Origin of the sequence: Nocardia terpenica (genome assembly GCF_013186535.1) — a bacterium.
Taxonomy (GTDB): domain Bacteria; phylum Actinomycetota; class Actinomycetes; order Mycobacteriales; family Mycobacteriaceae; genus Nocardia; species Nocardia terpenica.
This window is the reverse complement of record NZ_JABMCZ010000003.1, coordinates 303,224-329,316: the sequence shown is the minus strand read 5'-3', so window position 1 is coordinate 329,316 and position 26,093 is coordinate 303,224. Positions and strand designations below refer to the sequence as shown.

General features: G+C 67.0%; 31 protein-coding genes. 13 read left to right on the top strand and 18 right to left on the bottom strand.

Annotated features, from left to right (window positions below; all coding sequences use genetic code 11):
• Positions 1-47 precede the first annotated feature (47 nt).
• Entirely contained in the window at positions 48-1,334 is a 1,287-nt protein-coding gene (aceA, locus tag HPY32_RS22955; protein WP_067596257.1) for an isocitrate lyase, read from the bottom strand.
• A gap of 376 nt (positions 1,335-1,710) precedes the next feature.
• Between aceA and HPY32_RS22950 the strand changes: the two genes are divergently transcribed.
• Positions 1,711-2,841: a lipase family protein gene (locus HPY32_RS22950; RefSeq protein WP_067594656.1), complete on the top strand. Its 1,131-nt coding sequence runs from the start codon at positions 1,711-1,713 to the stop codon at positions 2,839-2,841.
• Here HPY32_RS22950 and HPY32_RS22945 read toward each other — a convergent pair.
• The 4 genes from HPY32_RS22945 to uraD all read right to left on the bottom strand — a co-directional run bounded on the left by HPY32_RS22945 (position 2,797) and on the right by uraD (position 7,543).
• Positions 2,797-5,526: a molybdopterin-dependent oxidoreductase gene (locus HPY32_RS22945; RefSeq protein WP_171983023.1), complete on the bottom strand. Its 2,730-nt coding sequence runs from the start codon at positions 5,524-5,526 to the stop codon at positions 2,797-2,799. The two genes, HPY32_RS22950 and HPY32_RS22945, sit on opposite strands and share 45 nt — an antisense overlap.
• Positions 5,523-6,344 carry an FAD binding domain-containing protein gene (locus HPY32_RS22940; protein ID WP_067596258.1) on the bottom strand — a complete coding sequence of 274 codons (822 nt, stop codon included), beginning with the start codon at positions 6,342-6,344 and terminating at the stop codon, positions 5,523-5,525. Before HPY32_RS22940 ends, HPY32_RS22945 begins: the two co-directional genes overlap by 4 nt.
• 372 nt (positions 6,345-6,716) lie before the next feature.
• Positions 6,717-7,037 (bottom strand): hydroxyisourate hydrolase, encoded by a 321-nt coding sequence (uraH, locus tag HPY32_RS22935; RefSeq protein WP_067594659.1) that lies wholly within the window; start codon positions 7,035-7,037, stop codon positions 6,717-6,719.
• Positions 7,034-7,543, bottom strand: coding sequence for a 2-oxo-4-hydroxy-4-carboxy-5-ureidoimidazoline decarboxylase (gene uraD / locus HPY32_RS22930; protein ID WP_067596259.1), 510 nt, complete (start codon positions 7,541-7,543; stop codon positions 7,034-7,036). The genes uraH and uraD overlap by 4 nt, the downstream gene beginning before the upstream one ends.
• A gap of 79 nt (positions 7,544-7,622) precedes the next feature.
• Between uraD and HPY32_RS22925 the strand changes: the two genes are divergently transcribed.
• Both HPY32_RS22925 and HPY32_RS22920 read left to right on the top strand, forming a co-directional pair.
• Positions 7,623-8,255 (top strand): nucleotidyltransferase family protein, encoded by a 633-nt coding sequence (locus HPY32_RS22925; RefSeq protein ID WP_067594662.1) that lies wholly within the window; start codon positions 7,623-7,625, stop codon positions 8,253-8,255.
• Between the two features lie 14 nt (positions 8,256-8,269).
• Positions 8,270-9,265 (top strand): XdhC family protein, encoded by a 996-nt coding sequence (locus HPY32_RS22920; RefSeq protein ID WP_067594665.1) that lies wholly within the window; start codon positions 8,270-8,272, stop codon positions 9,263-9,265.
• 118 nt (positions 9,266-9,383) lie between these two features.
• Here the strand turns inward: HPY32_RS22920 and HPY32_RS22915 are convergent, their stop codons facing one another.
• Positions 9,384-10,463 carry an ABC transporter substrate-binding protein gene (locus HPY32_RS22915; protein ID WP_067594668.1) on the bottom strand — a complete coding sequence of 360 codons (1,080 nt, stop codon included), beginning with the start codon at positions 10,461-10,463 and terminating at the stop codon, positions 9,384-9,386.
• Between the two features lie 53 nt (positions 10,464-10,516).
• Between HPY32_RS22915 and HPY32_RS22910 the strand changes: the two genes are divergently transcribed.
• The gene (locus HPY32_RS22910) at positions 10,517-11,548 is read left to right on the top strand and encodes a hypothetical protein (protein ID WP_156674732.1); all 1,032 of its coding nucleotides are present in this window, start codon (positions 10,517-10,519) and stop codon (positions 11,546-11,548) included.
• A 169-nt stretch (positions 11,549-11,717) separates the two neighbouring features.
• Here the strand turns inward: HPY32_RS22910 and HPY32_RS22905 are convergent, their stop codons facing one another.
• Positions 11,718-12,095 (bottom strand): nuclear transport factor 2 family protein, encoded by a 378-nt coding sequence (locus HPY32_RS22905; RefSeq protein ID WP_067594673.1) that lies wholly within the window; start codon positions 12,093-12,095, stop codon positions 11,718-11,720.
• Complete coding sequence (locus tag HPY32_RS22900; protein WP_067594676.1) at positions 12,092-12,862, bottom strand: hypothetical protein; 771 nt, start codon at positions 12,860-12,862, stop codon at positions 12,092-12,094. Before HPY32_RS22900 ends, HPY32_RS22905 begins: the two co-directional genes overlap by 4 nt.
• A 216-nt stretch (positions 12,863-13,078) precedes the next feature.
• Here HPY32_RS22900 and HPY32_RS22895 point away from each other — a divergent pair, with 216 nt between their 5' ends.
• Both HPY32_RS22895 and HPY32_RS22890 read left to right on the top strand, forming a co-directional pair.
• The gene (locus tag HPY32_RS22895) at positions 13,079-13,708 is read left to right on the top strand and encodes a phytanoyl-CoA dioxygenase family protein (RefSeq protein ID WP_171983022.1); all 630 of its coding nucleotides are present in this window, start codon (positions 13,079-13,081) and stop codon (positions 13,706-13,708) included.
• Between the two features lie 51 nt (positions 13,709-13,759).
• Entirely contained in the window at positions 13,760-14,191 is a 432-nt protein-coding gene (locus HPY32_RS22890; RefSeq protein ID WP_156674733.1) for a hypothetical protein, read from the top strand.
• Here the strand turns inward: HPY32_RS22890 and HPY32_RS22885 are convergent.
• From HPY32_RS22885 to HPY32_RS22875, 3 genes are all read right to left on the bottom strand, one after another.
• Complete coding sequence (locus HPY32_RS22885) at positions 14,170-15,378, bottom strand: MFS transporter (protein ID WP_067596260.1); 1,209 nt, start codon at positions 15,376-15,378, stop codon at positions 14,170-14,172. The genes HPY32_RS22890 and HPY32_RS22885 overlap by 22 nt on opposite strands.
• Positions 15,379-15,563: 185 nt before the next feature.
• Complete coding sequence (locus HPY32_RS22880; protein WP_067594683.1) at positions 15,564-15,935, bottom strand: DUF397 domain-containing protein; 372 nt, start codon at positions 15,933-15,935, stop codon at positions 15,564-15,566.
• Between the two features lie 5 nt (positions 15,936-15,940).
• Positions 15,941-16,810, bottom strand: a complete 870-nt coding sequence (locus tag HPY32_RS22875) for a DUF5753 domain-containing protein (RefSeq protein ID WP_067594686.1) — start codon at positions 16,808-16,810, stop codon at positions 15,941-15,943.
• Positions 16,811-16,970: 160 nt separating this feature from the next.
• Here HPY32_RS22875 and HPY32_RS22870 point away from each other — a divergent pair, with 160 nt between their 5' ends.
• The 7 genes from HPY32_RS22870 (at position 16,971) to HPY32_RS22840 (ending at position 21,001) form a co-directional block, all read left to right on the top strand.
• Positions 16,971-17,282, top strand: a complete 312-nt coding sequence (locus tag HPY32_RS22870) for a hypothetical protein (RefSeq protein ID WP_156674734.1) — start codon at positions 16,971-16,973, stop codon at positions 17,280-17,282.
• A 350-nt stretch (positions 17,283-17,632) separates the two neighbouring features.
• Positions 17,633-17,899 (top strand): hypothetical protein, encoded by a 267-nt coding sequence (locus HPY32_RS22865; protein ID WP_156674735.1) that lies wholly within the window; start codon positions 17,633-17,635, stop codon positions 17,897-17,899.
• 255 nt (positions 17,900-18,154) lie between these two features.
• On the top strand, positions 18,155-18,595 hold the full coding sequence (locus HPY32_RS22860) for a hypothetical protein (protein ID WP_156674736.1): 441 nt from the start codon (positions 18,155-18,157) through the stop codon (positions 18,593-18,595).
• The gene (locus HPY32_RS22855) at positions 18,592-19,056 is read left to right on the top strand and encodes a hypothetical protein (protein WP_156674737.1); all 465 of its coding nucleotides are present in this window, start codon (positions 18,592-18,594) and stop codon (positions 19,054-19,056) included. Before HPY32_RS22860 ends, HPY32_RS22855 begins: the two co-directional genes overlap by 4 nt.
• Positions 19,049-19,936 carry a hypothetical protein gene (locus HPY32_RS22850; protein ID WP_156674738.1) on the top strand — a complete coding sequence of 296 codons (888 nt, stop codon included), beginning with the start codon at positions 19,049-19,051 and terminating at the stop codon, positions 19,934-19,936. Before HPY32_RS22855 ends, HPY32_RS22850 begins: the two co-directional genes overlap by 8 nt.
• Entirely contained in the window at positions 19,936-20,385 is a 450-nt protein-coding gene (locus HPY32_RS22845) for a DUF3558 family protein (protein ID WP_067594702.1), read from the top strand. The genes HPY32_RS22850 and HPY32_RS22845 overlap by 1 nt, the downstream gene beginning before the upstream one ends.
• A 169-nt stretch (positions 20,386-20,554) precedes the next feature.
• Entirely contained in the window at positions 20,555-21,001 is a 447-nt protein-coding gene (locus tag HPY32_RS22840; RefSeq protein WP_067594705.1) for a hypothetical protein, read from the top strand.
• Between the two features lie 20 nt (positions 21,002-21,021).
• Here the strand turns inward: HPY32_RS22840 and HPY32_RS22835 are convergent, their stop codons facing one another.
• The 7 genes from HPY32_RS22835 to HPY32_RS22805 form a co-directional block, all read right to left on the bottom strand.
• A complete protein-coding gene (locus HPY32_RS22835) occupies positions 21,022-21,405 on the bottom strand; it encodes a YbaB/EbfC family nucleoid-associated protein (RefSeq protein ID WP_067594708.1) in 384 nt (127 codons plus the stop codon).
• Positions 21,406-21,441: 36 nt separating this feature from the next.
• Complete coding sequence (locus HPY32_RS22830) at positions 21,442-22,032, bottom strand: hypothetical protein (RefSeq protein WP_067594710.1); 591 nt, start codon at positions 22,030-22,032, stop codon at positions 21,442-21,444.
• Positions 22,029-23,639, bottom strand: a complete 1,611-nt coding sequence (locus tag HPY32_RS22825) for an alpha/beta hydrolase (RefSeq protein WP_067594713.1) — start codon at positions 23,637-23,639, stop codon at positions 22,029-22,031. Before HPY32_RS22825 ends, HPY32_RS22830 begins: the two co-directional genes overlap by 4 nt.
• Positions 23,636-23,932, bottom strand: a complete 297-nt coding sequence (locus HPY32_RS22820) for a hypothetical protein (protein ID WP_067594716.1) — start codon at positions 23,930-23,932, stop codon at positions 23,636-23,638. The genes HPY32_RS22825 and HPY32_RS22820 overlap by 4 nt, the downstream gene beginning before the upstream one ends.
• Positions 23,933-24,291: 359 nt before the next feature.
• Positions 24,292-24,684: a hypothetical protein gene (locus tag HPY32_RS22815; protein ID WP_067594719.1), complete on the bottom strand. Its 393-nt coding sequence runs from the start codon at positions 24,682-24,684 to the stop codon at positions 24,292-24,294.
• Positions 24,681-25,655, bottom strand: a complete 975-nt coding sequence (locus tag HPY32_RS22810) for a glycoside hydrolase family 25 domain-containing protein (protein ID WP_067594722.1) — start codon at positions 25,653-25,655, stop codon at positions 24,681-24,683. Before HPY32_RS22810 ends, HPY32_RS22815 begins: the two co-directional genes overlap by 4 nt.
• A gap of 15 nt (positions 25,656-25,670) precedes the next feature.
• Positions 25,671-26,093, bottom strand: a complete 423-nt coding sequence (locus tag HPY32_RS22805; protein WP_067594725.1) for a hypothetical protein — start codon at positions 26,091-26,093, stop codon at positions 25,671-25,673.

The window sequence follows — 26,093 nt, the reverse complement described above, 5'->3', positions numbered from 1 at the left end:
CGGGGTGTCGCCCGAGGGCGACGGAATATCCCGGATGCGACGGGATATCAGTGGAACTGGCCTTCTTCGGTCGAGCCCTTCAGCGCGGTGGTGGAGCTGTCCGGGTCGACGGTGGTGGCGATCAGGTCGAAGTAGCCGGCGCCCACCTCGCGCTGGTGCTTGGTGGCGGTGTAGCCGCGCTCCTCGGCCGCGAACTCGCGCTCCTGCAGGTCGACGTAGGCGGTCATGCCCTCGCGGGCGTAACCGTAGGCCAGGTCGAACATGCTGTAGTTCAGCGCGTGGAAGCCCGCCAGGGTGATGAACTGGAACTTGAAGCCCATGGCGCCCAGCTCGCGCTGGAACTTCGCGATGGTGGCGTCGTCGAGGTGCTTCTTCCAGTTGAACGACGGCGAGCAGTTGTAGGCCAGCAGCTGGTCCGGGAACTCGGCCTTGACGGCCTCGGCGAACTTGCGGGCCAGCTCGAGGTCCGGGGTGCCGGTCTCCATCCAGATCAGGTCGGAGTACGGGGCGTACGCCTTGGCCCGCGCGATGCAGGGCTCCAGGCCGTTCTTGACGTGGTAGAAGCCTTCCTTGGTCCGCTCGCCGGTGATGAACGGGCGGTCGCGCTCGTCCACGTCGGCGGTGATCAGGGTGGCGGCCTCGGCGTCGGTGCGGGCGATGATCACCGAGGGAACGTCGGCGACGTCGGCCGCGAGGCGCGCGGAGGTCAGGGTGCGGATGTGCTGCTGGGTCGGGATCAGCACCTTGCCGCCCAGGTGGCCACACTTCTTCTCCGAGGCCAGCTGGTCCTCCCAGTGCACACCGGCGGCGCCGGCGGCGATCATGGCCTTCTGCAGCTCGTAGGCGTTCAGCGCGCCACCGAAACCGGCCTCGGCGTCGGCGACGATCGGGACCAGCCAGTTCGGCACCGAGGTGTCACCCTCGACCGCGGAGATCTCGTCGGCGCGCAGCAGCGCATTGTTGATGCGGCGCACCACCGACGGCACCGAGTTGGCCGGGTAGAGGCTCTGGTCCGGGTAGGTGTGGCCGGACAGGTTCGCGTCACCGGCGACCTGCCAGCCGGACAGGTAGATGGCCTTCAGACCGGCGCGCACCTGCTGCACGGCCATATTGCCGGTGAGGGCGCCGAGCGAATTGACGTAATCCTCGGTGTTGACCTGATCCCACAGGATTTCCGCACCACGACGCGCGAGGGTGTGCTCCTCGACGACGGTGCCCTGCAGCTTGGCAACCTGCTCGGCGGTGTAGTTACGGGTGATGCCCTTCCAGCGGGGGTTGGTATCCCAGTCCTTCTGGATTTCCGCAGCGGTCTTCGGGGTGCCGGTCTTCGACATCTCTGACTCCACCTCTTCGTACTGGTCGTGCCCCATGCTGGAGCGGCAATTTGCAGGGTTGCGAGGCCCTTGGGGTGTACTTTCACACGATGGCACACGGAAAAAGTGCCGTCTACCTGTCACTAGTGCGAATCTCCGCTAGGTTTGAGTACCCACTTGCTAAGTCTGCAAAATTTGCGCGCTAATTGCGCGGGCCGACTTTACTTGCCGGTAGGTCTGACATGCGGTTTTTACGTAACGCTTGTACTGTTTTAGTGATCGCCGCCACCGGCCGTGTGAAGCGTTCACATTCCCGACTGTGAGGACGTTCACACCGTCGCGGCGGCGGGAAATGTGTCCCGGGTCACCGATATCGACCCACGATTCGAGGAGCACGATGCGCACACTGTCGATCGCCGCGGCGGTGGCCGCCGTCTGCGCCGCGAGCCTGCTGAACCTACCCGTGGCCGCGGCCGATCCCGGTGCCGTCGAGGGCGTGCAGGCGCTGCCCGCGGCGGCGACCCCGCCGGACGCGGCCCGCACCGAGCGGCTGCTGTACGACACCACCACCGCCCGCGACGAGCCGACCGTGGCCAGCGCGGCGGTGTACTTCCCGCCGGGCGCGCCGCCCGCGGGCGGCTGGCCGGTGATCGCCTGGGCGCACGGCACGGTCGGACTCGGCGATTCCTGCGCCTGCAGCGTCGGCGGCCCGGCCGCTGTCGACCGCGACTGGGCGTATCTGGGCGCCTGGCTGCAGCAGGGCTACGCCATCGTCGCGGCCGACTACGCGGGGCTGGGCACGCCGGGCGAGCATCCGTATCTGGACGGGGTGGTCGAGGCGCACAATGTCGTCGACGCCGTGAAGGCCGCGACCCGATCACATCCGGAGCTGTCGGCGAAATGGGCGGTGGTCGGGCAGTCGCAGGGCGCGGGGGCGGCGGTCACCACCGCGCGGTACGCGACCGAATTCGGCGGGCCGGAGCTGGATTACCGGGGCGGGGTCGCCACCGGCACGCCCGCCTACATCGAGGACATCCTGATGCCGCTCGGGCCGGGCAGGCCGCCGGTGGCGCTGAGCCCGCACAGCACCGCGTACTTGCTCTACATCCTGAACGGGCTGCGCACCGCCCATCCCGAGCTGAATATCGAATCGTTTCTCACCGACTCCGGCCGGTACTGGCTGGAGCGGGCCCGCACCGAATGCCTGATGCCGCTCGGCGAGGCGCTGGGCGCGCGGCACGTGGTCGGGGGGACGCTGTTCGCCAAGCCCCTGACCGACATCCCGGATCTGCACGGGCTGCTCGCGGGCTATCTGGGTCTGCCCGAATCCGGGTACGACCGGCCGCTGTTCCTCGGGCAGGGGCTCGCCGACACCGATGTGATCACGCCGGAGACACTGCGTTTCGCGGCCGTGCTCACCGCCAACCGGCAGCCGGTGACGCTGCACACCTATCCGACCGATCACAACGGCACGGTGAACGCCTCACTGCCCGATTCGATACCGTTCGTGCGCAACCTGTTCGGCTGACAGCAGCTCCCAGATGCGATCGGCGGTGAACGGAAGCCGGTGCGGGCGTACGCCGGTCGCGTCGCGCACGGCATTGGCCAGCGCGGGGGCGACCGGGTTGTACGGGGATTCGCTCATCGACTTGGCGCCCAGCGGGCCGAACTCGTCGGCGGTGTCGGCGAAGAGGACCTCGGTGCGCGGCAGGTCGGCGAGCTGCGGAATGTGGTAGTTCCGCAGGGTTTTCGTGGTCACGATGCCGCGCTGGACCCGCATGTCCTCGTAGAGGGCGCCGCCGATCGCCTGTGCCACACCGCCTTCGACCTGGCCGCGGCACTGGCGCGGGTTGAGCACGAACCCGGCGTCGGCGGCCTGCACCGATTGCAGGATGCGGATCCGGCCGGTCGCGGTGTGCACGGCGATCCGGAACGCCTGCACATTGAACGAGACCGAGCGCGGGCTGCCGTCGTGGGCGGCGGACGCTCGTAATGGCCCGTCCGCCAACAGCTCCGCGGTCGAGGCGGTGCCGCCGAGCGCGTCCGTCCGAGCCCGGACCATTTCCCGCAGTTGCCCGCAGGCGGTATGAACGGCCTTGCCCGCCACCGTGATTCCGGTCGAGCCGAAGGCGCCGGTGTCGTACTCGGTCAGGTCGGTGTCGGCGTGCCGGATACGGATGCGCGACAGGTCCGCGCCCAGGGCGGCGGCGGCCAGCTGGGCCTGCACGGTGGTGGTGCCGTTGCCGAATTCGGCGGTGCCGACCCGGATTTCGTAGCTGCCGTCGGGCAGTAGTTCGGCCTCGGCGGTGGCGCGGTGGCCGCGGGGCGGGATGGTGGCGATCATGGCGACGGCCATGCCCTCGCCGACCCGCCAGTCCCCCTCGGCGGGCGGCGCGACGCCGTTGCCGCGGCGCAGCGCCCGTTCGGCCAGGTCCAGGCACTGGTCCAGGCCGTAGCTGCCGAACGCCAGATCGTCGTGTTCCGCGCAGAATCCGCCGATGAGCGGGTCGCCGGGGGCGACCACATTGCGGCGGCGGAAGTCGAACGGGTCGATGTCCAGGCGGCGCGCGAGCTCGTCGAGGGCCGCCTCGATGCCGAAACCCAACTGGCCCAGGCCATAGCCGCGGAAGGCGCCGGAGGGGACATTGTTGGTGTACACCGCGCGGCCGTCGATGCGCTTGTGCGGGCAGCGATACAGCGCCACGGACTCGTTGACGCCGTGGAACAGCACACCGCCGCTGTGGTTTCCGTAGGCGCCCGCGTCGGCGAGCACGTCGACGGCGAGGGCGGTGAGCCTGCCGTCGGCGTCGGCCCCCGCCGTCACCTCGATGCGCATGGGATGGCGGCAGGTGGCCGAGGTGAATTCGTCGGAGCGGGTGAGTTCGTACTGGACCGGGCGGCCGGTGCGCAGGACGGCGAGGGCGACCAGGTCCTCGGTCAGCATCTCCTGTTTGGCGCCGAAGCCGCCGCCGACGCGCTTGGCGAAGACCCGGACCCGGTCGCGCGGCAGGTCGAACAGGTGGCACAGCTCGTCGCGCACCAGGTAGGGGACCTGGGTGCTGGTGCGGATCACCAGGCGGCCGTCCGCGTCGAGCCAGCCGATGCTGGCGTGGGTCTCCAGGTGGACGTGCTGGGCGCGGTTGGTGTGCCAGACGCCGTGCACCACCTCGGCGGCCGCGGCCAGTCCGGCATCGATATCGCCTGCGGCGCCGTGGATCTCGGCCACCACATTGCGTTCGCGGTCGGCGATGCGGGCGGTGTCGGGCTTGTCGGCGTGCAGCTTCGGCGCGTCCGGGCGCAGCGCCCGCTCCGGGTCGAAGACGGCGGGCAGCGGCTCGTACTCCACCCGCAGCGCCCGGCATCCGGCGCGGGCGATATCGAGGGTGTCGGCGACGACGGCGGCCACCCGCTGCCCGGCGAAGCGCACGGTGTGGTCGAGGATCGCGGTGTCGTCCGGGTCGTCGGCGCGGATCTCGTGCCGGGCGGTGGAGAAGGCGACGCCGGGGTCGTCGGCGTGGGTGAGCACCGCACGCACACCCGGAATCGCTTCGGCCGCCGTGGCTTCGATCGAAACGACCCGGGCGTGGGGGTGCGGACTGGTCAGCACCGCTACGTGCAGCAGCCCCGACGGGGGTCCGTCCACAGAGTTGTTCGTCGCCGCGGACGATTCGGACTGGCCGGTGTCAAGAGTGAATTCTTCAGTTCCGGTGACGATGCGGTACGCGGCCGGGGCGAGGGTGCTGGCGCCGACCGGATTCGGCGCTTCGGGTTCGGCGGGGAGGTCGCCCGAGACCGCCGCGGCGATGGGTCGGTAGCCGGTGCAGCGGCAGAGGTTCCCCTTCAACAGCTCCGGGAGGCGGTCGGGGTCGGGGGTGCCGGTGGCCTCCAGGTCGCAGGCGGTGACGACGAATCCGGCGGTGCAGAAACCGCATTGGAAGGCGGCCGCCTCGGCGAAGCGCCGCTGCACCGGATGCGGGTTCTCGGGGGTGCCCAGACCGGCGGCGGTGGTGACGGTGCGGCCCTCGGCGCGGTAGGCGGGGTAGACGCAGGAGTGGACGGCCGTGCCGTCGACGAGGACCGTGCAGGCGCCGCAGTCGCCCGCGTCGCAGCCCTTCTTGACCGCGAACCGGCCCTGTTCGCGCAGCAGTGTGCGCAGGCACTGGCCCGGGCGGGGTTCGGCGTCGACCGCGCGGCCGTCCACCTCGAATCTCATGGCCGCACCCCGCTCAGCTCGGCCAGCACCTCGCCCGCCAGCACCGCGGCGACGTGCCGCCGCCAGGCCGGGCTGCCGTGCGGATCGTCGTACCAGACGGCGCGATCCAGCTCCATGATGGTTGCGGTGAGGTCGCCCGGGGGCGGGACGGCCGGGAATCGCAGGACCGTGGGGCGGACGGTGGCGGCGCTGAGGGTGATCGCGCACGTCCCGTCGGCATCGCGCCTGCCCATGACCAGCGCGCCGGACCGGCCCAGCGGCGCCAGCGCGATCTTGCGAAAGGCGGTGCGGCAGCGCAGTTTCGCGGCGTCCACCGTGACCGAGCGCAGCACCTCGCCCGGGCGCAGCACGGTACGGCCGGGCCCGAGGACGAAGCGGGACAGCGGGATTCGGCGATCGCGCCCGTCCCGCGCCCAGATCACGGCGGTGCCGTCGAGCGCGGTGAGCGCGGCCAGGACGGCCCCGGCGGGCAGCGCGAGGCAGATGTTACCGCCGACGGTGGCCACGCGGCGGATCTTGTGCGAGGCCAGCAGGGCCCTGGCTGCCTGCGCAAACAGGTCCGCGGCCGCCCAGTCGGGCCGCAGTCGCGCCCGGTCGAGCTCGGCCAGGGTGCAGGTGGCCGCGATCTCCAGCCCGGCGTCGGTCGCGGCGAGCGGGGCCCAGCCCAGGCCCGTGATATCGACCAGCCGCCGCACCCCGTCCTGCGGCTCGGAGAACAGCCAGGTGCCCCCGGCCACCACCGCCGAATCCCCCTCCAGCGCACCGAGATCCGCCCGGCTACGCGCCCGCACGACCTCGGTGATCGTATCCAGATCCATCATGATCACCCGCTCTCACCCTACCCGGGCAATTCACCCACCGCCGGGCCTCGACCACCCATCCCTACGGCGGCCACGCTAGGACCCTCCGGTTGCGCACAGGTTGCAGGAACCGGAGCCGCATTTCGGCTGGGTTACCACCCACCGTCACGACAACGAGCCGGTGCGCCACATCACCCGTCATCCCGCCGGACCGCCCCGTCATTGCCGTAGGCCGCCCTGTCATTCCGGCGTGCTCTTGGCCGGAATCTAACGGTGGATTCCGGCCAAAAGCACGCCGGAATGACACGAGGGCACACGCCGGAATGACACGAGGGCACACGCCGGAATGACAGGTGGGCACACGCCGGAATGACGGATGGGGCTGCCCGCTCAGCTCCCCCGGTAGGTCGAATAGGCGAAGGGGGACAGTAGGAGTGGGACGTGCAGGTGTGGGGTGTCGGTGACCGTGAAGGTGATGGTGACCTCGGGATAGAAGGTCTCGAGGCCCTGGTCGGCGAAGTAGGCGCCCGTGTCGAATCGGAGGCGGTAGGTGGCGGGGGCGAGGTCGGCGCCGAAGCCGGTGATGCGGCCGTCGGCGTCGGTGCGGGCGACGACCGCCTCGGTGCCGGTGGGGTCCAGCAGGGTGACCGCGATTCCGGCGGCGGGGACGCCGCGCACCGCGTCCAGGACGTGGGTGCTCAGCGTGGTCATGCCCGCACCTCGGCGCGAACCAGGCGGCGCAGCCGGATGTGATTGATCTTCGCCAGTTCCGCGCGCACGATGCCCCTTTCGGTGTGCGGGTCGTTGTGCAGCCGGGCCCGCAGGATGTCGAGCAGTTCGGCGGCGGACCTGCCGGTCGCGCACACCAGGTACACGTGCCCGAACCGCTGCTCGTAGGCGCGATTGCCCGCCGCCAGCGCGGCCCGCACCGCGTCCGGCGCCCCTGCCACACCGGCCTGCTCGCGGGCCGAGGCCGCGGTGTCGGGGGTCGCGCCGATGCGGGGATGCCCGGCCAGGGCGCGGTCCAGTTCGTCCTCGGACAGCTCGGCCAGCGCCGCGTCGGCCGCCGCGAGCAGCGCCTCAACGCTGCCGACCGGTCTGGCCGCCGCCACCGCGCCCGCCCACGCGGGCGAGGAGCAGCACGACAGCAGGAGCTCGACGGCCGCCGCTGCGGGCAGCGCGTCGAAGGCACGGAGATCGATCTCGTCGGTGGTCATCGCGTCCAGCATCGAGCATGCCCCGCGCGGCTGCCAGTCGGACGGGCGAAGTTCACCGTGCGAGGCTACCCTCGCCCGCATGGACGACGGGCGCTGCGACGGCATCGTGCTCGCGGCCGGCGCCGGAACCCGATACGGGCGGCCGAAGGTGCTGGCGGCGGACGGCGCCTGGCTGCGCACGGCGGTGGCGGCGCTGCGCGACGGCGGCTGCGCGCGAGTGTTCCTGGTACTGGGCGCGACCGGCCCCGCCCGGCGCGACGCGGACGGCCGGTGGATGGTTTGCGAATCTCCGGCAATCGCCGTTCCGGAAGGCGTGCAACCGGTTTGGGCGCCGGACTGGGCGGTGGGCGTGGCCGCGTCGCTGCGGGCCGGGCTCGGCGCGGTCGCCGAAGCCGCTGCGGCCGAACCCGATCCCGCCCGCTACGCGGCCATCATGCCGGTGGACACCCCGGACGTCGGCGCCGATGTGGTCGCGCGGGTGCTCGCGGCGGCCCGAGCGTCGCGGAGCGGGCTGGCGCGCGCCGTCTTTCACGGCGGCCCCGGTCATCCGGTTGTGCTATTGCACGAACACTGGCCCGCGGTAATCAAATCCGCGCAAGGAAATTCCGGAGCGCGGTCGTTTCTGGACGCCAGACCGGATATCGTGGCCGTCACGTGCGACGATCTGGCGACAGGACGTGACCACGACTATCCGCCCACTCGCGCACGCTGAGTCGGGAGCTTGTGATGCGCGACATCGTCGAGGACCTACTGCGACTGTGGCACAGCGGCCGGACGGGTGGTCTGGCGACGCTGGTGCGGACGTTCGGATTCTCCCCGGTGCCGATCGGGTCGGCGATGCTGGTGGATCCCGACGGCGGCGTGCACGGCTCGGTCTCCGACGGATGTTACGAATCCGCGGTCTACGACGCGGCATTGCTGGCCGCGCGCACCGGCCGCCGCGAATTACAGCGGTTCGATCCCTCCACCGGGCTCGACACCGCCGTGGACTGCGGCACCATCGACGTGTTCGTCGAGCCGTTCTCCCGCAACGACTTTCCCGAATTCCCCGCGGTCGCCAAGGAAATCTCGATGCATCGGCCGGTCACCGTGTTCACCGTGGTCTGGCACGCCGATCCGGAGGTCATCGGGCAGCACCTGGTGACCGACCGCCGACACGGCACCGAGATGGTGTCGCTTCCGGAGTCGGACATCTTCGTGCGCTCGTTCACCGCGCCGCCGCGGCTGATCATCTTCGGCGCCAACGCCTTCGCCGCCGCCCTCACCGTGCAGGGGCGATTACTCGGCTACCGGGTCACCGTCTGCGACGCGCGCGAGAGTTTCGCCGCGCCCGCCTCGTTCCCCGGTGCGGACGTGGTGGCCGACTGGCCGCACCGCTACCTCAACGCCCAGGCCGCCGCGGGCGCCATCGATTCCCGCACCGCCGTCGTCGCCGTCTCCCAGGACCCGAAGTTCGAAATACCGCTGCTGACCGTGGCCTTGCGCCTGCCCGAGCTCGGCTACCTGGGCGCGCTCGGCTCCCGGGCCGCGCACGCCAACCGCACCGACGCGCTCCAGGCCGGAGGCTTCGACAAGCAGACCCTCGCCCGCCTGCACGCCCCCGCGGGCCTGGACATCGGCGCCCGCACCCCGACGGAGACCGCGATCGCCATAGCGGCCGAACTATTGGCCGTCCGGGCCCAGATTCCGGCCCGCCCCATGCGGACCGCCGTTTCCCTCTAATCGACCGGCCCACATGTCATTCTGGCCCCTCGTCATTCCGGCCCGACACATGTCATCCGGCATGCCACATGTCATTCCGGCCCGTCACTTGTGATTCCGGCATGCTCTTGGCCGGAATTTACTTCAGCTCGGGATGCTCGCTGTACAGCTCGCGCAGGACCGACAGGTCGAACAGCTTCTCCGGCTTGATGGTGATCCCGGCCTTGGCCAGGGCCTCGATGTTCTGGGCGATGAGCTGGTCGGTCATGGTCAGCAGGCCGTTGGCGCGGGTGTCGTCGGAGACGACGAGGTCGTTCTGCGCCTTGGCCTCCTGGGTCTGTTGGGTCGGGTCCAGGCGCTGGTCCCGGCCGTAGACGTCGACGGCCAGCCGGGCGCCCCCGGCCGGATCGGCGACGGCGTCCTTCCAGCCCTTGATCTCGGCGGTGAGGAACGCCTTCAGCTTGTCGCGCTCGGAGTCGACGGTCTGCTGCCGCACGGTCAGCGTCTCGGCGGTGAGCGGCAGGCCGTAGTCGGCGAACAGGAAGTGCGCGGTGCGGAAACCCTTGGCGGCCAGGGTGATCGGCTCGTTGGTCAGGTAGCTGACCCAGCCGTCGACCTCCCCGTTGGCCAGTGGGGTCGGGTCGAACTGCGCGGGCACCACCTGCACGTCGCGCGGCGACATCCCGTTGGCGGACAGCAGCGCGTCGAAGATGAGCTGATTGGTGTCCTGCACCCCGATCTTGCGCCCCTTCATCTCCGGCGGCGACATGATCGGCTTCGCCGCCGGGCTGACGATGCAGAACGGATTCTTCTGGTACGTGGTCCCGATGATCTTGGCGGGCAGGCCCTGTAGCACCGCGGGCGCGGTCGTCTGCGGCGCGGACATCCCGATCCAGATCTTGCCGGTGTCCAGCCCGGCCTCCACCGAGGTGCTGGCCGCGCCCCCGGCGACCAGGTTCACGTGCCCGAACCCGGCGTCCCGGTAATACCCCCTGCTGTCCGCGAAGTACTCCCCCACGAATTCGATGTTCTTCAGCCACGACAGCTGCACCGCCACGGTCCCGTACCGGGAACCATCGGCGGAGCTACCGTTCGCATCCCCCGACGAGGCACTCTTCCCACACCCCGCCAGCGCCCCGGTGCCGCCGAGGGCGACACCGGCGAATGCCGAAAAGCGTAGGAAGGACCGACGATCCAGGGACGATGTCACGCGAGTCATGCCGGAAATCTAGGACTTTTGGAACTCCCTCACATCAGATTCGAGTCAGGCCGATGCTAGACGGTCGAAATCTATTGGTAGCCAGACCCTCTCGCCTCAATCGGTCAACCATCTTCCTCGGTTTCAATCTGCTCAAATCGGAGCGATTCGGACCCAATCCCTTCACGCATCCCTTCACAGACCTTCACAGAACTCTCGTTGGAGCAACCATGAAGCAAACAAGTAGGACGACCGGAGACCTGGGCATCACCTCGGCGCCGAGTTCCTGGCGCAGCCACTACGACCAGCTGCACGCCACTGCCGTAGAGGCCCTCGCCGCCGCCGTCCTGGCCACAGACGACGACGGCAGAGAGCTCGATTTCGGCGACTTCCTCGGCAGCGTCCTGACCACCGTCGCTGCCAATGTCGGCAGCGTTGGGCGCCTCGTTGCCGCACGTCCGGGCAGCTGGGAAGCCAGCCGTGTCCGGGATCTCGCTGGCGGGGATATGGCCGATGCCGAATGGCTGGCCCCGTATCGCACGGCACCGGTCGTCGTCCCGTTGAACATCGCGGCGGCGATCGAGCGGATGGGGCGGTGCGAGTCCTATCGGCTGACTGCGGAGGAGGCTGAAGACGCTGTCCGGGAGCGGGCCATCGACGCGGGAGTGAGTGTGGCGGAATATCGGCGGAGGAACGGTGTGCCAACGGTCGGTTCGCGGTGGATTCCGCTGATCGCGAAGACGTATATCGACGAGATCGACGAGATCGACGTCCGGTACGGCGCGGCCGTCGAATCGGGCACAGATCCGGATCGCGCTCAGGCGGAATACGATCACGAAGCCGATGCGCTGAATCGGAAATGGGAGCGCCGATACAGGCTCTACGCCGACAGCTTCGGCAGCTTCGTCCGCTCGAAGGCTGCTCAGATCGGTCTCGATATGAAGCTTGTCCAGCTGAAGGTGGTGACCAATCCTGCCGCCCTCTCCGGGGTGCCGCAGAACCCGAGTCTGTACGGCGGTGACGCCATCGTGGCGACGCTGTGGGAAACCGCATTCGAGAAGACACCGACGTCGTTTCTGACCCTCGAACTCGATCAGGAGTTGTAGCGGGACAGCCGGATCGGGCGATGGCTCTCAGCCTGTACGTGATTGGTGAGCCTGATTGAGAAGACGGCGGTCCCGCTCGGGCCGCCGTCCTTTTCCGTGGCGAGCGGACGGCTCATTGTCAGCGTTCCCTGCCGCCTCGGCTGCGCGCTTAGTTCGTCGAGCGGCGGTGTCAGATGTGTGTCGAGGCCCAATATTCGCGGAGGCTGGCGATCAACGGCCCCTCGAACTCGAGGAGCGCGACTTCACGCATCCGTTTCCGGTTGCCCTGCACGATATCGTCGAAGGTTGCTTCCCACTCGCAGATGGCCGTCTCGCCGTCGACGTAGAGGTTGAGCAGGGTGCAGGTGATATTGGCTTGGGATTCCACAACTTTCGACTTCCAGTAAGCGCGAATCCCCTCGGCGGCGCGGATCGGCTCGTTCAGCACCCGTTCGTGGTAGGTGGCGTCGGGTGTGAAGATTGTGACGATCAGATCCGGGTCCTGCTGGGTCCATGCCTGGATGTAGGTGTCGACCACCTGGTGGACGTGTTGTCTGGTCAGTGTCATTGTGTCGCCTCCACGACATCGCCGAGCCGGATGGGGCCATCACCGTAGGTGTGTTGATCGACCCGAGCGTAGATGAGGGTGGGGTCCTGCAAGGCGATCTCGGGCAGTTCGACATCGTGGAGCGATTGGTCGTCCAGTCGTACCCATTTCCACTGCTGGGCGACGATTCGGCCGTCGTGGGCGTTGCCGGTGTAGACGCCGGTGAGGACGGCCTCGCCGGGGAGCACGGTCAGGTGCAGGCCGCCGAAGTAGTAGCTGTCGGAGATGTTGCGCCATCGGCCGATGAGCTGACGGTCGATCAGCTCAGCCTCGATGTGATGGCGAAACCCCGTCCGGCGCCGCTCACTTCGCGGCTCGGGTGGATAGTTCCGGGCGGCGACGAGTTGCCCGGCGTGCACGGTCACCTCGGCGATGTCGGCGTGGCGGCGGTCCTGACCGAAGGTGAAGCATGTCACCCAGTGCCCGGCGAGTACGGTCGGGGCCAGATTCGAGGTGATAAGCAGCCCGCTGGGACTGTGCCAGCGTTCCCACTCCATCGCTCGGAGATCCCAGAATCGTTGCTGCTGTTCGTCGTCGAGTTGGGCGACCAGCGTCGCGAGCCGTCGTTGATTGCTTTTGCGTAGTTGCGCGTCGGGGCCGTCGCGTCGCCAGCGGTAGATGATGCTCGGGGTGACTTCGACTCGGGCGGCGAAGTCTTCGACGCCCAGGCCCAGGGTTTCTTGCAAGGCGTCGGCTTCGACTCCGGTCCATCGAGCGAGGTGAGTCATGCTGAAACCCCCGGTGTTCCGCCGTTACCGGCACGGTACGCCGGACGGCGGTGTGACGGCTGAACTTTCTGGACTTCGCTGAACTCTCCTCGCCTCCTGAACTCCACCGGTAGGAGCTGGTGAATCCACATGCTCCGGACGGACGCTGAGCCTATGGACGTTGACACGGTCCCCGCACTGATCAGTCGCCACGGGTATGTAGGCCCGGTCGAGTGGATGAGTCCTGTGGAGGCTCGGGCCCTGAGCCTTCATCTCGCGACCGCCTACAGTCTTGGGCGGTGGGACATCGTCCGCAACCCGCATCGGCGTGAACCGTGGGCTCGTGCCATCGTGACCGCTGCCGCGCTGGCGCGGCCGGTGCGGGCGATGCTCGGGCGGGATGTCTGCGTGGAGAACAGCTTTCTGATCATCAAGTGGCCGGGAGCCGAGTTCGTGGTGCCGCCGCATCAGGATGGTATCGATGATCGGATCGAACTGGACCCGGCTCGTGCGGTGTCGTGCTGGGTGGCCATCAGCGACGCCGACGCCACGTCCGGGTGCCTCGAGGTCGTGGTCGGCTCGCACGCCAGGTATCTCCCCTTCGAACCCGAATCGGTTGCGGGCCAACCTGGCCGGGGGCGCGGCTTGACGATCGCGCACGAATACGTCACGCGCATGGTCTTCGATCCGGTGCCGCTCACCGCGGGCCAGGCCGTGCTGTTCGATGTCCGGCTCGTGCATCGCTCGCACAGCAATACCGGTCCGATGCCGCGGATCGGGCTGAACATCCGCTACACCACACCCGACGGCTTCCGCCGAGGCACCCCCACCGGACGTTCCGGCTGGATGCCCCTCGCGCTTCCGTGAGTGAGTCACGGAAGGTATTTCCCATCAACCACTTTCAAGGGGATGAGTGTCATGTCGACACCACTTCTGTCCATCGTGCCCGACAATGCAGTGACGCGGGTGCGGGTACTCACCGGTGAGGACGCCGATGCCGGACGGCGCGGCGGCAAGAGGCCGATCGCCTTGTCGCAGTGCAGCTATTACTGCCCCGACGAGGCCACCGCGGTCCGGTGTATCGAGGCCCTGCGCGACTCCGACGAGCGGTTGCGTGCCCGGCCGGAGGAGCTGATGCTGTGGGATTGGCAGAGCACCTACTGGGAATCCGAACACGGTAACCAGAACGGCGGCGGCACAGTCCTTCTCGGCGTCGCCTGGTACGGCGAGGACTTCTACACCGATCGCCGAGATGCCTGGTTCGGCGCCATGCATACCCGCATCTACGCCACACTCGGTATCCCGCTGGACGATATCGAGGTGACCCACTATCGGGTCGACGCGGCCTGACCCTCCGCCAGCACGACAGCGGCGGACGCCACCGCCGCCGCTGTTCGCGCGTGCAACCATGCCAGCGACGCCACCACCGCCAAAACCCCACCTCCCACGATGAATCCCCGTGCGGGGGCGTCGGCGATGGTGGCCGGGATGACAGCCATGCCCGCGGTACCGCAGGACCGGATGGTCGCGAAGTTCACCGACATCAACCGTCGCCGCTCGGCCGGGGCGAACGCGGCCAACTGCGCGCTGAGCGTGACCGACATGGTCGGCATGACCGCGCCGGACGCGGCGGCGATCACGACCACCCACGCCAGGCTCGGCGCGGCGCCGGTCACGATCAGCAGCAGCCCGCTCAGTGCCCAGGCGGCACAGAATCGGGTCAGGAACCTCGCCCCCGGCCGTATCCGGGAGACGACCAGATTCCCGGCCAGCGCGCCGATACCGCTGGCAGCGAGCACCACACCGTACGCACTCGCGGTGGCATGCAGATGACGCGCGAGCAGCAACGGCATCCCCACGGCAGGAGCGGCATTGACCAGGAACCCGACGCCGTTGACGACCAGGGCAGTGCCGACCGCCGGATGCTGACGGAGCAACCGGCGGGCATCCACTGTCTCCTCCGGGCTGCTGGTGTCCTGCATGCCGACAATCGGCGAGGGCGGCGCGGCGACTCGCGCCAGCACCGTCAGTGCCGCCACCGACACGACGAACGTCGCGGCGTCGGCGACGAACAGCGCCGAGGGCGGCGCGGCCAGGACCACCATCCCGGCCAGCGCGGGTCCGGCGATGCGCGCGATCCGGCCTGTCAGGTCCATTGCGGCCGTCATCGTCGGCACCTCCTGCGGCGCAACCAGATCCGGCACCAGCGCACCCAGATTCGGATCGAACACGCTACCCGCGACACCGAGAACAGCGACGACCGCCAGCATGATCGGCGTGCCACCGGCAGCCCACAGCACAGGCAGTGCGCAGGTCAGGATGCCTCGAAGAAGATCGACGGCCGCCAGCATGCGGAAGGAGGCGAACCGGGCGACGACGCGGCGACCGACCGCCCCCATCACGATGTAGGGAACCGATTCGGCAATCGCGACCGCGCCCATCGCGACCGGCCCGGACCGCTCGAGCGCCATCCACATGATCGCGAGCGCGAAAAACCGATCACCGAGAACACTCAATGTTTGGGCTGACCACAGCATCAGCACAGGAGGGCGACGGAGCAACTGCGCGTACGGCACAGCGCGGCACACTAACCGATCCACTCACACGGCCGACTACGCCACCCCGGCCGGAATCACGGTCGCCAGCGAAGGGGTATTGACGCAATAAAGCGGCCCCCTTCCCGGATCGGAAGGAGGCCGCAGCTACTTTCGAGATTTGAATATCAGTGGTCGAACTCGCCGTCGGCGACCGCTTTGGCGAAGGCGTCCCATTCCTTCGGGGTGTAGACGAGCTCGACCGCTACACCGCCTGTGGAATCGCCGGTTACGGTTGCTCCGCCGTCGTTGTGGAGGTCGATAGCAAGGGTACTCACGTTGCCGGACTCGGCGCTGAGCACCAGGTCGAGAAGAGAGCGCCAGTGTGCGGCCGGGAGAACGGCAGTCGGCTGCTTGTCGGCGTCGCCTACGTACTTGCTGTCCCGGATGAGCACGCGGTCGTCGTCGAACCTCACCTCAACGCAGCCGGTGCTGTCGTTGGAGTACGACGACTTGAAGAAGCCGTCGTTTTTGCAGGTCACTGGCATGGTTGCGCGCATATTCTTCAGGCTATCCTATCCGCGATTTCGCCGATCAACGTCAACGAGTCTTCACGACTCAGCGAATTTTCGAGCTGGCTTTCGTAGATGATCCGCAACTCGCGCACCCTGGACTGGTCCTCGATGATCCCGCGCGTCGCGATGGATTCATGCCAGACCAGTGGCGGCGTTATCGCATTCGGGAAGTACAGGATGTGGAAGGGCGAGCCGAGCTGGATCGGTCGCTGTCGAGCGGTGAGCGGGACGACGCGGATGTCTACCGTGTCTGAATGGTCCTGCATCATGCGCGCCAAGTGCTCGAGCTGCTCCTTCTGCACCTCGGGACCGCCGATCTGCTGGATCAGCGCTGCTTCGTTGATGATCGCTGTCAGTTGGAGTGGGTCACCATCGAACAGTCGTCGTTGTCGGCGTAGCCGAACCTCGATGTACAGGCCAGCGTCGACCGGCCGTACCCGAGCAACGTCGGATGCCATGAGCGCTCGCGCGTAGTTCTCGGTCTGAAGCAGGCCGGGGATGAGCAGGCCCTCGTAGGTCTGGATGGCCTGTGCTCCGTACTCCAGTCCGTACAACCGCCGGGTTTCGTCGTCGTAGAGGCTGGCGTAGTCCATCCACCAGCCGCGTTCACGCGCGCACGCCCGAAGGGCGGTCAGTTCGCGCTCCTCCTCGGAGCCTGCGGCGATCCCGAAGAGCTTGAGTACGGCCTTGAAGTGGTCGTCGGTGAGTGCGCGACGGTCGCTCATCAGCTGCCACCAGTGGTTGGCCGTGATCTTGAGAGCGCTGGCCGCCGTCTTGGGGTCGATGTTCTGTTCTTTCCGCAGGTCGTTGAGGCGTAACAACAGTTCCCAGCGCGCGACCGTGGGCGAGGTGGGTGGCAACGCTACTCCCTTCCGTCCGGGTTCGCCGCAAATCCTACATGCGCCGAAGATTCCGGACCGACGGTTGCGTTGACAAGTTGACAACGCTATCGTCGGACGTGACATCAGTCACTCCAAATCGGTTCTTACCAATACAAACGTCAGACGGGGAGGATTTGCGATGTCAACCCAGAGTTCTGCCGTAACGACGTCCAGCGATTCGGCGCGCTACCAGGCACTTTCGACCAAGAAGTGCGGCCGGGTGGCTTCCTTCCTTCTCGGTCGCACCCTGACGGCGACAGCGGTCGAGATGGACGTCCTGCGGACTCTTGCGCCCGGCGGACAGCTCACCTGTGACCAGTTGTCTCGCGAGACACGGCATACAACGTGGGATATCCGCCATGCGGTCGGTCGGCTCGCACGGCGCGGCCTGATCACGACCGACTACCGGCGGGCGCGCTGGCGGATCACCAGACTCGGCGAACGGCACTGACAGCCAAAGCTTCACTGCACCAACTAAATAAAACTTGCCGCCCGAGCCCGCAATCACCTCGGGAACGGCAAGAACCCCGAAGGCGATGCCTGTATCTGCACTTCCCCACTGGCAGAGACGGTTCGGCCTCGGGGTCGCGAAACTTCCCGCCACCCTCGCGCTCTGCCCGGCGGGAAGGGAGGCTCCCAGGTTGACGGCGGGGGCGAATTGGCAGGCACACCAATTCGATTCCCTGGGGCCTCCGCGCGCGTTCCTTACTTCAATTCAATGACGAAGGATAACGAGATGTACACCGCGACAGCGGATTACCGTGCCGAGCGTGTGCGCTACGGGCGCGGCGGAGGCATCCGATGAACCTCCTCTTGCTGGGCGTTGCCGCCGGGATCGTGACCTGGTTCATCGCCGACGGATTGATTCGGTGGTTGACCAATCGCGGATTGGGTGACGAGGACGAGGCCGATCGTGCTGTCCGGAACCAGTTCTCTTGGCGGCCTGTATCGGAGGCGCGAACGATGCCGCTGAAGCGCCTCGGGTACGCCTCGGCGTTAGACCTTCTTGCGTTGCAAAAGGCTGCGCCGCACCGTGATCCGTATCCCCGCCGAGTAGGTACGAAATAGGGGCTGAGCGATGTCCGCGCCGTCCGGGGTGCCTGTCGAGCCGAGGAAATCCCCTCGGCCGACCGAACCGGACGTGCATGTACGAATCACCTACGCGGACAGGGTTTTCGACTTCAGTGCCTGCTCGACGGCGGCGATCAACTTTCTGACTGGATGGCAGCGAAGCCATCTCCCGGACGCGACGGCCAGTGTCGTCCCGGACGTCCGGACACCCGACTATCAACGATTGCCATGCGAGGGTTTATGGCTTACACCGTGAAAACCGATGTGCAGAAGCACATCTCGAAATTCCGAAGAGCACGGATTGCTGCTTACGAGCGGTCCGGCCTGATCATGACCACCCTTACCGGAGTCAGGGGTTCCCTCCAAGTTGCTTTCATGCACGCTAAGCAGGCCGGGGGCGTCGTTGCCGAATTGGACAGCCGTGGAGTTTCGGCTCCGATCATGGTGTATGCGGGGTCACCATGGTGGGCGTTCCTCCTGTCGGTCGACGCCGATGTCGAGGACTGCATGCGCAATGCCAACGACCGGATCTACTTCCTGCCGCCCGTCAGCACGGTGCCTTTGCCGACACCGGGCCGTGGACGGGCACGTTGGATCAGGCCGCTGAAAAGCCATGCCCTGCTGCCGATGTCAGAGTTCCTAGCGGTCGCCGACAACGTGTTGCTGGCATGCGAGGCGGGTGGGCAGCGGTGACTGACGCGCTGGAGCTCGAGCGCCTGTGCGCGGACTACAACCGGCGTTGGAACGCCGACGCATTCGTCGACGGCTACGCCGTGGTGTTTCATACCGGTCGCCTCCAAATCCTCACCATTCCTGGAACTTTGGCAGCACCGCTTCAGCGAGCACTGGATCGCCGCGGGGTCTTCGCGCCTAGCTTCGAGCACGTGGACACCGGAGTCAGGTCGTTTCTGGTGACAACCAACCTCCGTGCCGTAGAAGACCTCCACCGGTGGAGACGGTTGCTCGATCGATCGCAGCCGACGCTGGGTCTCACCGTTTCTCGCCAGAGGGTGGCGCTGCCATCCGGCAGCGAGTCGACCCGATGGATTGTGGCACCAGTTGGTGCGGACGACTTTCCGGACCTGGCGGAGCTTCTTCGGATCGCCGATGAGGTGCGGGAAACCATCGTGAATGCAGGTGGCAGTCGTGGGTGATCTCGATGACGACGAGCCGCGGGAGACGATGGCGTCGGCGTGGGGGTCGCCGCTCGGGTTCGCGGAGCGCTACCGCGGTCTCGGGTACGGGTCGCTGGCCGACAAGCTCCGTGCTGGCGGTCCGCCGCGCGGGTCGCTGCTGGGTACCCCGGTGATCGTCGATGTCGAGTTCGGTGGCTACCCGCACGCGGCGACCACGCTGGGTTTCGCGGCGGCCAGCATGCGCGCCCTGGCACTGGTGATCCTGCCTGCCGACGTGTCCCGTCGCACCACAGCGTTCGTGCGGCGAAATCTCGCCGCGCACGGGCACCCGGATGTGCCCATCGTCGCCGGGGCGGACCTGGACGCCATCGCCGCGGTGTCGGCCGAGCCGCGCATGCTGCGGTGGATCGGGTTGCGGCAGCCCACCACCCTGTCGCAGACGCTGCGATCGATGCCGGAGCTGGCCGGAAAGCTCGCCGTCACGCACTTCGCGGGGAAACCCGGGCGCGGGCAGCGCGTGTTCGGCCGCGATCTCGACGCGGCCAGACACGTGTTGGAAACCGTCACCGAGCTGCTTCTGGTTACCGATGCCTACGGCATGGCGGTGGTTGTTGCTGCCGCCCAAGAGCAACCGTGCATCGACTTCGGCAGGCAGACGGTCACGGTGGACCCGGACGGACAGGTGCACAGGGTGGCGGGCGGCCGTCCGGTCTGGATCGTGACCCATGTCGACCGCAGCGGCTTCGGGTACTGGCTCGACGACCAGTTCACCAACCTCACCGCCGTGCCGATCGACGAAACCCAGGCCAGACCCCTGACCGAGCGAATAACGGCTCCCCTCAACCCCATTCATCAACAACCGTATCGCACCGAATACCCTGAGAACGGAGAGAAATAATGCACGACACCGACCGACACGACCCCGCGGAAACACTCTGGGACCCCAGTCGGATCAGCCACGACGTCTGGCGGCAGATCGGAGTCGACCCGTCCACGCTCACCTCGAATATCGCAGGTTTCGCGTACCTGCGCGGGTTCAAACGCTGCGGCGGCCACGACATCCCACCGACCTACGAGGTCGATGTGTGGTCGCAAGTCAGTACGGTCGATCACTTCGAACGCGAGGAAGCCGGAGCCGAATTCATCCCGGTCACGATCGCGGGCCGTCACGGGCTGCGGTATCGTCCGACATCCGACAAGACGGGCGATCAGTGCGACCTGATCTTCCCCGCAGCCCAGGGGTCCTACAGCATCGTGGTCGTCAGGCTGAACCCAGACAGTCCTGTCGATCCGTGCGACCGTGTCATCGAGGTCGCGAATATCGTGGTTCCGTTGCTGCCACAGTGACTGTGGGGCACGCAGCGGCGGCCATCCACCCGCGATGCAACGATCAGTAGGGATACTCGAATTCATGAGTTGGCCGGATCGAACCGACCCACAACCGTCTCCCGGTCCGGGTCCCGGCAAGGCTGCACCTCGGGGCAACAACGCCGACACCGTTATCCCAACGGTAGTCGTGGCTGTTCAAGTCGTCGTCGCGATCCTCGCGGTCGCAGCGCGATTCACCGTGCCCGGCTACCTACTCCTCGGCATCGTGCTGACCGTGGGCGCGGTGGCGTTGATCGGCCTCCTACCGATGATCATCGCCACCGCGATCGGAACCTATGTCATGGTGAAGGGGAACTGGCTGCTCCGCATGTTCACCGTGGCCGCGATGACGGTGATGGACCTTGCAGTGCTCACCTTCGCGCTGACCGCTCCCGACGTGGTCGACGATGAGGACACCACCGAGGCCCCGATCACCAACCTGATCCACGGGCGGCACGAACTGTCGAAACCCAACGTCGCCGTGTTCGACACTATTTCCGGACGATCCATGGAGTGCTATCTGGTGGCGGCAGTGATCACGGCGTGTCTGGCCCTCGCCCTCCTGCGGCCACGATGTCGCAGTGCGAGAGGATGAGCGGCGACATCGGTATCGGCTCAGCTATCGAACCAGCCCCGGCGGTGGCGCTCCTCGAAGAACCGGTCCTCGGCCTCCTCGATCTCCCGCTGCCGCCGAGCCCGTTCGGCCTCCGACCGTGCCACGTTGGCCTGCACGAAGGTGGAGGCGGCCTCCACGCGAGGATCGGCCCGCAGTTCCCGCATGGCCTCGTCGACCTTCGGCTCCTTGTCCCGCAGCGCCTCCTGATAGGCGGCCAGGATGATGTCTTCCTCGTCCACGGTCACCGACAACAGCCGGTTCTCGTGATCGATGATCACGCGGACGCCCTTCACCGTGCCGACACCGCGGATCTTCTCCAGCGCGTAATGAGCGCGTTGCACCTTGACGCCGAGTTCCTCGAAAGCATTGTGCTGCTGAGACATTCACTAACACCTACAATTAGTTTGCCGAGGAGCCCGTCAAGAGGGGCGCTTGAGTTCGGTTGGCTGTGGACTGGTCGTGCCTTTGGCAGAACGCGGGTAGCATGGCGATCCCGAATCGAGGCTCAGCGAGCCGTCGCCCATGCCCGCATTCTTGACCGACAGGGAATAGCCGTCCGGTGTCCATACTGCCGCCCAGCGGGATGTCGAGTCCGGATTGAGCCGGAAGCCACGGCCTGTCCAGTAGTTGCGGATCAACTCGAAATAGTGCGAATCCTGGCCCGCGGGAACACCAACGACCCAGTACCCGAGCTGCGCCTGTTCCGGTTTTCTCGGGTCGTCGTTGTTGTCGTCGCACGGGACGCTGATCGCCGCGTCCTCGCCGAGCGCGGCGAGATTCGGGTTCTGCGGTACCCGCGACAATCCCACCCCAGGCGGCAACGCACGCAGAGTATCGAGAAAATAGGCCGTGATACGTTCCCGCGCTGCCGCCTCCGTCAACGTCGTATCCACAGCTACCCCCTTGTCCACCTTGCTGTTTCCGCATCCGGTGAGCAGTCCGGCCACCGCCACAAGCGCAATTCCCAGCGCGACGAGCGCTGCCTTCGGTTTCCGCTGCGTGAGGCTCATTTGATAGCCACCGCTCGATCGCCGTGCCCGGCAATGATGTCGCCCATACCCTGTAATGCCTTGTTGCCAGGGTTCCAGTACTCGCTGTGAGCGCCCGGATCGTATCCAACGATCGGCCATGAGGAACCGGAGTCGGATCTGAACGTTTGGGCACCATAGCCACTCCAGGTGGGGTCCTTGCCGAAATTGTCTCCCACGAACGGCAATCCCCCGCCGACGTCCCCGTACAGGGGGACCGGATCGTTGTCGGCCTTGGTGGCGAAGATGTGCTTGGCCACCTCGTCCTGTGGCACGCCGGTCAGATGGAGATCGCTGGCGTGGCCGACCGTGGTCCCCGGACTAGCCACCAACGTCACCGCGTCCGCGTTGAGGCTGCGACCGTGGCTGGCCGCATCACCGATGAGAGTGGTGCCATAGCTGTGCCCGAGAACCGTGTTGTAGGAGGGCTGACCATCGTGCGAGGCGCGCAAGCCATCCTGAAAACGGTCCAGCGCCGAAGCTCCGGTATCAGCCCAATGCTTCGTTGAAGCGTCCGGTATCCCTGGTGGTGCCTCGTAGCCGAGCCAGGCAATCACCGACGGGCTTTTCGCACCTGCGTATCGGGCATTCTTTTGCATTGCATCGGCGCGGCCCATCTCACGATCGATCGATGATGGTCGCGACGAGGTACCTGGCACATAGGTCGAGACGTTCGATGCGGTATCCGGGTTACCGGCAGCGATTGCCGCATACGGCACCCGACCGCTCTGACTGTCCAGCAACATCAGGTAGCGGTCGGGCTTGTTCACCTCGGCGGCGACCGTTTTCAGGTCGCCGAGCTTGTCCTTGACGGTGGGGTCCCCGTTCTGCGCTCGCGCGAATTCGTCCTGGAGGGTCATTCGATTGTAGTGATCACGGTCGACGGTCGGGAGCCCGTCGTGGTTGCCGAGATAGTGATCGTGCTCGTACAGCGCGTCCTTCTCCGCAGGTGTCAGCGTCTCCCAAAAATCGTGCAGGGCCTTCGGGTCGGTCGGCAACTGCGCCTTGCCGTCGAGAATGGCTTGCACTTGCGTGCCGACAGGCTGACCGTCCGGGGTCTTCTCGTAGTCGCCGAGGAACTGGAGATCGGTCGTGATCGCCTGCGCTGCTTTGCCTTCCGCCTCACCGAACTGGACCAGCAGGGTCTTGATCCGAGCCTGGAATCCCGCTGCCTGGCCGTCGAGCTGCGCCTGAAGGATGAAGGAGAGGACATCGGTCTTGGCGTTGGGGTACTTCGGCGCGGTGACATTGCCCTCGTCGTCGACCGACATCCCCGCATGCGGAACCTCGCCGTCCACGATGCCCAGCAGCGCGGTCCGATAACCGTCCATCTCGCCACCATAGGTGTTGAAATGGTCGGCCAGCGTCACCACCGTCTCGCTGAGATGGTTGCCAGCAAGCTTGTGCGACAGCGCCCGGACCGAGGCAGCGGCAGCGGCCTCGCCCTTCCAACTGTTCATGGCGGTGTCCACGTCACGATCCATCTGCTCGACCCGCGCGGAGAACGTGGCGCTCTGGGTGGTCAGGTCCGACGCGAAGGTGACCATGGTCGCGGGCTGGCAGTTGCGTACGTGGCTGATGGTGGTCATCGTGGCTGTTCACCGCTGGTGTACCGGCGCAGCCGATCCGCGAATACCTGCTCGACCTCCGCGTAGCTCTTGGCACTGGTCTGGGTTGCGTCCGACATCTGCCGGATGTTCCCGCCGAGGAAACCGAATGCCTTGCTCACGGCATCGCCTACCTGGGTGGACAGCTCCTGGACGGGCGAGTCCGCCATCGTGACCGTCGCCGATACCTTGATCTGGCCGATTGCGTCGGCGTGACCGGCAAGCGTGCCGCCGAGCCGGTGCAGCGTGTCGAGGTCAGCCTCAAGATCACTCACGGAATCCCCCTGAGAAAGCTACATTTCAGCCGCCGGTGTCTTCTGCGGACCATAGCACGCCGTGACTCGTTATCTCGACGACCGACAACCGATTCAAGACCAACTGTTCGGCTTCCGACCTGCTGTTATCCGGTTCACGCATCGAGCATCGCAATGCTGACGGCGTGGTGTAACGACGAAATCGCCCCCTCACTCCGAAGTCTTCTTCGCGAGTGAGGGGGCGATTCCTGTTGTGCCGCCGGGTGATCAGGCCGACAGGGAGCTGATCACCCCGGCGAGCTCGTATACGTGCGAGACCCAGTAGGCAAGAATGTCGATAATGACCGGAAGCATGCCGTCGTCCTCCTCTCGCGGTGCGGTTATGTGACGGGGTGGCGGGCGAGCACAGTCGCGACGTCCTCCACCACCGGGGCCGCAGCAGTCGGCGCGGGCGCGGGGACTTCCGACGGGGTGGTGTCTGCCGCGGCCGGGGATAGCGCGGTGGCGGCTGCTTGGGTGCGGGCGTGGCTGTCGGCGAGCGCCTGGATCTCGGCTCGAATCGCGTTGGCCGCGGCGGCGAGGGCGGCCTCGTTGCCGGTCAGGTGGGTGTTGACGGCGCCGATGACGCCGAGCACTGCGAGCGCGACCGACAGGGACCAGGCCGCGATCTGGTTGTCCGGTGGGACCAGTTTGAGCAGGGAGGCGATGGCGGTGATCGCCATTCCGGCCATGCTCAGATCGGCGACGACGGTCTTGTAGGACGGGAGAGTCATCGGCTGCCTCCAGTGGGATTGGTGTCGCTGGCACCGGGCACGCCGGTGTGAGCGGCGAGGGCGGCCAGCAGATCGTTGAGGGTGCGGTACCCGTTCTGCGCGAAGCCGGGGAACGACTTGGCGACGTCGATCGTGCCGTCCGGGTTGCGGACGAGATCCCGTGCGCCGGTGAGCTGTTCGCGAATGTCTTTGATATCGGACAGGCCGGGGCCGACGTAGCCGACGATGAAGTCCGCCAGCCACTTCGTCACGCTGGCGGTGATGGCGTTGATGTCATCTTGATCGAGTGTGGCCATGGGATCTCCTGTGCGAGTGGGGTTGTGGAGGCCGGTGATGTCGTAGCCGAGCCCGAGCGCGGCCCCGAGGGCGGTGATGTCGTAGCCGTCGGCGGAGTTCATGTCGCAGGCGCCGAAGGGCGGTGCGCCTTCGGGCAGGCCGCCGCCGTACCCATGGCCGTCGGTGTATTGGTGGGCGATCCGACCCGGATAGGCGGGGTTGGCGCCGTAGGCGGCGACGACGAGCGCCAGGCCGTCCGGGCGCGTCGGCCACAGCGCGTCGAGGTCGGCGGTATTGCCGTAGCCAATGACGCGGCGGGTGCCGGGCTGGCTGCTGGTACCGAGCCAGTCGGTGAGGCCCCAGTAGAGGCGGTTGATGCCCTCGGACTGGTCGCCGCTGATCTGGCCGCCCCACGACTCCACATCGATCATGAACACGGTCCGCGGATGCGGCTGCCCGACAACATCTTTCACCGTGTCGAGGGTCTTCTCCCAGCCGGAGCGGTAGACGAGGTAGACGATCAGGACGTGCAGGCGCCCGTCGTCCAGCGCACGAGTAGCCCAGGTGTAGTTCTGGACGAAGGTGCGGTCGCGGTAGGTGCCGTCGTTGGCGCGGATGGCCAGCACATCGTAGGGGTAGGAATCGTCCACGGGGACTTGCCATTCGGAGACGTCGGCCCAGAGGGTATCGGTCATGCGGGCGGCCTGCTTTCACGGATGGTGGTGGATGGCGGGTGGATACGCGACGAACGGCACCGGTCCCGCCCAGTCGGGGTCATCGGCGTGCAGGGCGGCGCACAGGTCGTCGAAGAAACAGCCCTCTTGGCCGGGTTGGTAGAGGATGTGCCACAGCTCGTCGTGGGGGTGGGCGAGGCGTTCGAATTCGCGGTGAGCCTCGAGGAAGGTCACGAAGTACCGGACCGCCGCAGTGCCCTGTGCGTCGGTGGGTGGGCCGAGGGGGTCGTAGCCGGGGTCGTCGGCGGTGATGGCCCGCCACAGCGCGGGGGCGACGACGGTGTGCAGGAAGGTGCGGGCCCGGTCGAGCCGGTGATGGCCGACGTATCTGCGGGCACCGAACCCGTCCAATGTCACGGCGTGGAACAGGGCTTTGACGTGAGCGAGCTTGTCGGACAC